This is a genomic window from Streptomyces bobili, from assembly GCF_002154575.1.
GTDB lineage: Bacteria > Actinomycetota > Actinomycetes > Streptomycetales > Streptomycetaceae > Streptomyces > Streptomyces bobili.
This window is the reverse complement of the sequence record NZ_MUBA01000233.1, coordinates 1-7,047: the sequence shown is the minus strand read 5'-3', so window position 1 is coordinate 7,047 and position 7,047 is coordinate 1. Positions and strand designations below refer to the sequence as shown.

The following is a 7,047-nucleotide window of genomic DNA, read 5'->3' as shown; positions in this document are numbered from 1 at the left end:
CGGTCTCCTCGGTGTCCAGCAGCAGCCGCAGCCCACCCGGCAGAGCGGCCTCGGCGTGCGGCTCGCGCTCGGCGCCCTCGGGGAACGCGAAGCCGAGCCGACGGTAGAACGTGACGGAGGCGGCCATGTCGGAGACGACCAGGCCGATGGCATCGAATCGTGGACTCATACGGCCACCGTAGACAGGACCGCCCGAAGGGTCTTGAAAGAAACGGACACGCGGCTGTCCCAGGGTTTTCCGTCAGGCGCCGTTCACAGCCGCTGTTCGTCAGGTGAGGACGACCGGGCCCTTCGGTGTGTCCAGGGTGTACGAGAAGCCGGCCGGGCCCTCGGAGACCGCGAGGTCGGTACCCAGCGCGGTCAGCAGGGCGCGGACCTCGGCGGGGTCCGCGGCGGTGGCCGTCAGCTCCAGCAGAGGCGTGACCGGCAGGCCCGACGCCGACGGGTGGGTCGTCCCGCCCCAGTCGATGAGGAAGGGGACCAGGCCGGACGGATGTGGGGTTCCCCCGTCCGTCAACCGCCACTCCAGCAGGGTGCCGTCAGGGCGCCGCCGGTTCATATTCCGCACGTCCCCGGGGTCGTAGCCCCGCGCGCGGACGTTCGCGACCGCCGCGTCCAGGTCGGGCGGGCTGATCGCCCAGGTGATGGTCCTCGGTGAGTCGAGTCCGGCCGTCCCGAAGATCCGGGATCTCCTCGGCGGCGGCTGCTCGGGATCCGGGCCGATGATCTCCAGATACGCACGACCGCCCAGCCCCACAAGGTAGTTGCGGGTTCCGTTTCCGACGTGCGCACCGCCCGGAGCCGGGGCCACTCCGGTACGCCGGGTGAACTCGGCGACCGTGGCCGCCAGATCGCGAGTCGCGAGGACGAGGTGGTCGAGCCGTGCCGGAATGGTGTTCATCCCGCCCGAGACTACGTGCTCGGCCCCGCACATCACCGTGACCCGTGGAACACCCGTGCGGCAGGATGGCGCCATGATCCGTACCGTACGTCTGCTTCCCGCGCTGCTGCTGGGACCCGTGCTGCTCACCGGCTGCGGCAGCGAGCGCGCCGACGAGGCGGACCCCGCCGAACTGGCCTCGCGGGCAGGTGCGTTGGGCATCGCCCCGGAGCTGGTGTACGTCACCGACGCCCCCGGCCACACCCTCGCCCAGCAGTCCGTCGGTGTGTACGGCGGCGAAGGCTTCTCCGCCGTCTACGTCTCCCGGCAGAAGGGGACGCAGGTCCAACTCACCGTCGACCGGGGGACGATGACCGAAGCCACGTGCGAGGAGCAACCCGGTGGCGACTCCTCCCCGGCACCCGTCACCTGTGCTCGTGACGGCGACGCCTGGTACCGCAGCTCCGGGCACTGGGCCGAATACGCCGTCCCGAAGAAGGACTTCGTCGTCCGTGTCGGCGGCACGAACGTCCCCCGCGACGTCCTGCGCGAGGCCGCCGACCAGCTCCACCGCCCATCCGCCGACGAACTCGACACCCTCCTGCCGTCCGCGCCGGCGGGCGGCGAGCCGGTGGAGCGCGGCGACCTGCCACCGGCCGGCGACGGAGCCCCGGACAACGACGTCGACCAGGGCGGCTGAGGCAACCGGTCATGAAGGACGCTGGAACCGGGCGTGTCTTCTCCACCGGACTCGGGCAAGTGACGTTTCTGCGGTGAACCGCTTGCGCCATCGGGGTGAGTGAGGCCCGCGCGGGCGAGGCGTACGCACCCAGCCGCGGAGATCCTCGTGTCCGGGTTGAGGCACAGCAGGAGGAGTCGGACGTTGACTTACGGGACCAAGCTGCGCGAGCGGATCGCCGCACCGGGCACGACGCCACTGATCGGCGTGTACGACATGTACTCGGCGACCATCACGGCTCAGCACTACGACGCGATGTTCGTCTCCGGCTTCGGCTTCGCGGCCTCCTACTACGGGCTGCCCGACATCGGCTTCATCGCCTGGCCGGACATGATGGCGTTCGTCCAGCGGCTGCGGGGCGCCTTTCCGGGACACCACCTGCTCGTCGACATCGACGACGGATACGTCGATCCGGAGGTCGCCTGTCATGTGGTGGAGGGACTGGAGCGGACCGGGGCGTCCGGCGTGATCATCGAGGACCAGAAGCGGCCCCGCCGCTGCGGGCACGCCGACGGCAAGCAGGTGCTGCCGCTCGCCGACTACCTCACGAAGCTGGACATGGTCCTCGCCACCCGCCGCGACATGGTCGTCGTGGCGCGCACGGACGCCACCGAAGAGGCCGACATCCTGCACCGGGCCGAGGCCCTCGCCGCCACCGACGCGGACGTCGTCCTGGTCGACGGGGTACGCAGCGTGGAGTGGATCCGCCGCATCCGGGGCGTCGTCGGCGACAAGCCGTTGCTGTTCAACCAGATCGCCGGCGGCAAGTCCCCGAGCCTGTCCCTCGGCGAACTCACCGACCTCGGCGTCGACATCGCGATCTACAGCACACCGTGTCTGTTCGCCGCCCACCGGGCCATGCACTCCGCCCTGACCGACCTGAAACGCGCGGACGGCCGTCTGCCCGAGGCGGACGACACCGGCGGCGTCGGCGGCGTCGGCGTGAGGACAGCCACCCGGCTGCTGGAGGGCAACCTCGCGCGGCTGCGATCCGTGCCGGAGAGCGCTCGGGGGTGAACTGCCCGGTGATCCTCGTGGGCCTGACGCCACCGGCGCACGCGGCGCATGCGAGCAGGGGTGGGTGGATCGCGGCCCTGGCGGGTCGCGGGTGAACGTCCGCCGCCGTGCGCGTCAACGCCCCGGCGGCGCGGTGCTCGCGCGCTCCACCAACCGCGTGGACAGTTCTGTGCGCGTTCCCTCCGGGCGTTCCCCGTCCATCATGCGTACCAGCAGACGGAGAGCCGTGGCCGCCATCTCCGCCAGCGGCTGGCGGACGGTCGTCAGGGCGGGAGTGCTCCAGCGGGACTCGGGCAGATCGTCGAATCCGACGACGCTGATGTCGTCGGGAACCCTCAACCCCCGTTCCGCCAGAGCCTCGTAGACACCCAGCGCCATACGGTCGGAGCACACGAACACGGCCGTCGGCGGCTCGGGCAGGTCGAGCAGTTCGCGCATGCGCTGACGGGCCACGGACTCGTCGAAACCGCCGTGACGGATGTACTCCGGGCGGTGACCGACACCGGCCGAGGCCAGGGCGGAACGGTAACCGGCCACTCGGGCGGTGCTGGACATCCTGCGGCGCGTTCCGGCGATCACCGCGATCCGTTCGTGGCCGAGGGTCAGCAGGTGCTCGGTCGCCGTCACCCCGCCCTGCCAGTTCGCCGCGCCCACCGACACGACGCCCGGCGGCGGTTCCACCACCGGGTCGATCATCACGTACGGGATCCGGTGCTGCTGCAGCCACAGGTAGTGGGTCTCCGCCAGCTCGGCCAGGTTGAACAGCACGCCCGCCGAGCCGCGGGCGGTGAGTTTGTCCAGCCAGTCGCGCTGCGGACGGCCCGCGCGGGTACGGGACAGGGCGGCCGACACGACCACGTCCAGACCCGCGTCGTGCGCCGCCTCCTCGACGCCGTGCAGCACCGCGCCCGTCCAGGAACTCGCCAGGGAGTGCACGACGAGATCGACCAGCCGGGGCGGCTTCGTCGGGTCGAAGCGGGGTCTGCGCACGTAACCGAGCCGGTCCAGCGCCTCGGTGACACGACGTCGGGTCTCGGGAGCCACGTCCTCGCGGCCGTTGACCACCTTCGAGGCGGTGGGCACGGACACTCCCGCCTCACGGGCCACGACCGCAAGGGTCGGCCCGGCCGCCATGCTCGCACTGCCCGTGCGGACCATCGGGAACCACCTCTCCGGCCCGCCCGAGGGCCAGCGAAAGTTCGACCACCGCCCTTTCGGAGCCGATCCGCCCCGACGGCTCGCAGAAAGCGCTTGCTATCCTAGGCGTGCCTCAGCTTGGCGTGAAGACGTAGGAAACGGTTGAGCGGTGTGAGGGCGACGGTGCGCACCGGTCCGTGCCCACGGGACTGTCGCCGGAGGAGCGTTCGGGGCCCGGCTGTTGGGCGACGGCGGATACGGCCAGCTGGGTTTCGGCACGCTCGTGTACGCCGAATAGCCCTGCGTGGGACTCGTGCGGCGGAATACCGTGCACCGCTGTGGTGCTCTGGTGTCATCGGTGCACGAGCGCGGCGAAGGGCTGGTGGGCAGATGACGGCAGGCCAGGCGAACCCCGGGACCGGGGCTTGGCGGGATCCCGTGGCCACGACTCCGTACGGATCCGTGCGGGGCCGCTACGAAAACGGTGTCGCGGTCTTCCGGGGGATCCCTTACGCGGCACCGCCGTTCGGGCCGCGCCGCTTCAGGCCGCCTGTGCCGCCCGAGCCCTGGGACGGTGTGCGCGACGCGGGCGCCTTCGGGCCCACGGCGCCGAAACCGCCGTACTCCGAGGCCTTCGCCCAGTACCTGTCCGATCCGGTCGTCGCGGGCGACGACTGTCTCAACCTGAACGTCTGGACGCCCGAGCCGGGACCGGGCGCGCGGCTGCCGGTCGTGGTGTGGTTCCACGGTGGGGCGCTGACCAGGGGGTCCTCGGCAGTGCCCGTGTACGACGGGCGGCACTTCGCACGCGACGGTGTCGTGTTCGTCTCGGTCAACTACCGGCTGGGCGTCGAGGGTTACGGAGTGTTTCCGGGTGTTCCCGCGAACGCGGGCCTGCGCGACCAGCTGGCGGCGCTGCGCTGGGTGCACGACTCGGTCGAGGCCTTCGGCGGTGACCCCTCGCAGGTGACCCTGGCCGGCCAGTCCGCGGGGGCCATCAGCGTCGGCGCCCTGATCGCCGCCCCGCAGGCCCAGGGCCTGTTCCGGCGGGCAGTGCTCCAGAGCGGGCCGCCGGAGGCCTTCGAGCGGGACAAGGTGCGGCGCATGGTCCGCCGGATGGCGAACCGGCTGAAGATCCCGGCCACCGCCGAGGCGTTCGCCGCCGTCGACCGTGACCTGCTGCTGCGGACACAGGCCGAGATCGGCAGGCTCAGCAGTCCGGTGCTGGGCGGGCCCGCCTTCGGGATCGTCGTCGACGGCGACCTCGTTCCACGTCACCCGCTCGAGGCTCTCGTCGAGGGCGACGCCGCCCGTGACACCGGGCTGCTGCTCGGCTGGACCCGCGACGAGTACCGGTTGTGGCTCGTTCCGGGCGGCCTGCTGGAGCGGGTGGACCGCCTCGGAGCCGTCGCCCTGGCGGGTGCCATGGCCCGCTGCCGCTGCGGCTCCGAGGTGCCGCGCGGCTACCGGGCCCTGCGTCCCGGAGCGGGCACCGCCGAGACGGTCGGCCAGATGGTCACCGACCACCTGCTGCGGCTGCCGCTCCAGCGGCTGGCGGAGGCCCGGCCCGGCACCTCCTACGTGTACGAATTCGCCTGGCCGTCACTGCGGCCGGGCCTCGGTGCCTGCCATGCCCTTGAGCTGGGCTTCGTCTTCGACACCGGGGACCTGCCCGACTCCGCGAAACTCGCCGGGGACGGTGCCCCGCGGGATCTGGCCGACGCGATGCACGGCGCGTGGGTACGGTTCGCCACGACGGGCGATCCGGGCTGGGAGCCGTGGGACGCGACGCATCCTGTGCGGGTCTTCGGCGAGGCCGACGGTATTTCGCATACGGAATACGGTCTCCGGGATCGTGAACTCGCACTCTGGTCGGCTGACACCCGCCGCGACGCGGAGGGTGTCGCGGAGGGTATCGAGGACGCCGGGGAGTCCGAGATGCCCGCGGCGCCGGGCACCCTGCCCGTGCGGCCCCTGCGCGGCACCGAACTGCGCGCCGTGGTCCGCCGCCTGCGCCGCGCCGGGGGAGTCGGCCGGGACTGATCGCCCAACGCCTCGGCGTCCGCGCCGCGATCCCTCCCCGACGGCACCCACCGCGTCCGGCCTGGCCGGCGACCTCCCCCGGCCGGCAACACTCCTGCCGGCCGGCAAGACCTTCGCCGGTCAGCGCACCGACAGGGTCCGCGCGATCGACGCGACCGCGTCCGGACCCACCCGGCAGCAGCCGCCGATCAGCCGGGCGCCCGAATCCCGCCAGGCGAGGACCTGCTCCGGAGCGAACGTGGAGCGGCCGTTCCAGGCGCGGGCCTCGGCGTCCCAGGCCTCACCGCTGTTGGGGTACACGACGACCGGCTTCCCGGTCACCCGCGCCGCGGTCGCCACGGCACCCTCCACATCCTCCGGCGCGCAGCAGTTCACGCCGACGGCGATCACCTCGTCGGCCTCGGCCGCCGGCGCGAACGCCTCCTCCAGCGGCTGCCCCGCACGAGTGCGGTCGCCCGCGATGCTGTACGACAGCCAGGCCGGCACGCCCAGCCCGCGGACCGCCCGCAGCAGCGCCTCGGCCTCCTCGGCGTCCGGCACCGTCTCCAGCGCCAGTACGTCCGGCCCGGCAGCCGCCAGCACCTCCAGGCGAGGCCGGTGAAACCGCTCCAGCTCGTCCACCGTCAGCCCGTAACGGCCGCGGTACTCGGAGCCGTCCGCGAGCATCGCCCCGTACGGACCCACCGAAGCCGCCACCCACAACGGTTGCCGTACGCCCTTGTCCCGGGCCTGGCGGGCGGCCTCCTGGGCCAGCTCGACGCTGAGGGCGAGCAGCCGGGCAGCCTCCTGGCGGTCGATCCCGCGCTTGGCGAAGCCCTCGAAGGTGGCCTGGTAGCTGGAGGTGATCGCCACGTTCGCGCCCGCCTCGAAGTAGGCGAGGTGCGCCTCGGTGATCGCCTCGGGCCGCTCGGCGAGCAGCCGCGCCGACCACAGCTCGTCGCTCAGATCGTGTCCGGCGGACTCCAGCTGGTTGGACATGCCGCCGTCGAGGACCACGGCCCCGGTGGCGAGCGCCTCGGCGAGGGACGGGCGGTGCGAGGCGGAACCGTGCGCCGGGAAACCATCGCCGGATGCGCCCTGCGGTGAGGTGCCGTGCGGTGAGGTGCCGTGTGGGGAGGAGGTGTCGCTGCTCATGCGCCGACGCTAGTCGAAGCCGTCACGGGCGGGTCGACTGTGTCCACTTCATGAACAGAACGCCCATCATGTGGGACGCCGGGCTACGATCACGATC

The 7,047-nt window shown here is 72.2% G+C and carries 7 protein-coding genes; 3 read left to right on the top strand and 4 right to left on the bottom strand.

The window, feature by feature from the left end:
- Positions 1-169, bottom strand: a 169-nt coding sequence (locus BZL64_RS41230) for a VOC family protein (protein WP_341868815.1), incomplete at its 3' end; no start/stop codon positions are given.
- A gap of 99 nt (positions 170-268) precedes the next feature.
- Positions 269-901, bottom strand: coding sequence for a VOC family protein (locus BZL64_RS19600; protein WP_086770494.1), 633 nt, complete (start codon positions 899-901; stop codon positions 269-271).
- A gap of 73 nt (positions 902-974) precedes the next feature.
- On the opposite strand from BZL64_RS19600, the gene BZL64_RS19595 reads away from it, so the two are divergent.
- Both BZL64_RS19595 and BZL64_RS19590 read left to right on the top strand, forming a co-directional pair.
- A complete protein-coding gene (locus tag BZL64_RS19595) occupies positions 975-1,580 on the top strand; it encodes a hypothetical protein (RefSeq protein WP_086770493.1) in 606 nt (201 codons plus the stop codon).
- Positions 1,581-1,763: 183 nt separating this feature from the next.
- Entirely contained in the window at positions 1,764-2,636 is an 873-nt protein-coding gene (locus tag BZL64_RS19590) for an isocitrate lyase/PEP mutase family protein (protein ID WP_086770492.1), read from the top strand.
- Between the two features lie 114 nt (positions 2,637-2,750).
- On the opposite strand, the gene BZL64_RS19585 is transcribed toward BZL64_RS19590, so the two are convergent.
- Complete coding sequence (locus BZL64_RS19585) at positions 2,751-3,794, bottom strand: LacI family DNA-binding transcriptional regulator (RefSeq protein WP_086770491.1); 1,044 nt, start codon at positions 3,792-3,794, stop codon at positions 2,751-2,753.
- 369 nt (positions 3,795-4,163) lie between these two features.
- Between BZL64_RS19585 and BZL64_RS19580 the strand changes: the two genes are divergently transcribed.
- Positions 4,164-5,816, top strand: coding sequence for a carboxylesterase/lipase family protein (locus tag BZL64_RS19580; protein WP_086770490.1), 1,653 nt, complete (start codon positions 4,164-4,166; stop codon positions 5,814-5,816).
- Positions 5,817-5,936: 120 nt separating this feature from the next.
- On the opposite strand, the gene mmuM is transcribed toward BZL64_RS19580, so the two are convergent.
- Positions 5,937-6,950, bottom strand: a complete 1,014-nt coding sequence (gene mmuM / locus BZL64_RS19575) for a homocysteine S-methyltransferase (RefSeq protein WP_244205406.1) — start codon at positions 6,948-6,950, stop codon at positions 5,937-5,939.
- Between the last annotated feature and the right edge of the window lie 97 nt (positions 6,951-7,047).

Bases quoted from the DNA above. Each gene is read 5' to 3' on its own strand.
- mmuM (WP_244205406.1), bottom strand. From the start codon at position 6,950: ATGAGCAGCGACACCTCCTCCCCACACGGCACCTCACCGCACGGCACC.
- BZL64_RS19600 (WP_086770494.1), bottom strand. From the start codon at position 901: ATGAACACCATTCCGGCACGGCTCGACCACCTCGTCCTCGCGACTCGC.
- BZL64_RS19595 (WP_086770493.1), top strand. From the start codon at position 975: ATGATCCGTACCGTACGTCTGCTTCCCGCGCTGCTGCTGGGACCCGTG.
- BZL64_RS19585 (WP_086770491.1), bottom strand. From the start codon at position 3,794: ATGGTCCGCACGGGCAGTGCGAGCATGGCGGCCGGGCCGACCCTTGCG.
- BZL64_RS19580 (WP_086770490.1), top strand. From the start codon at position 4,164: ATGACGGCAGGCCAGGCGAACCCCGGGACCGGGGCTTGGCGGGATCCC.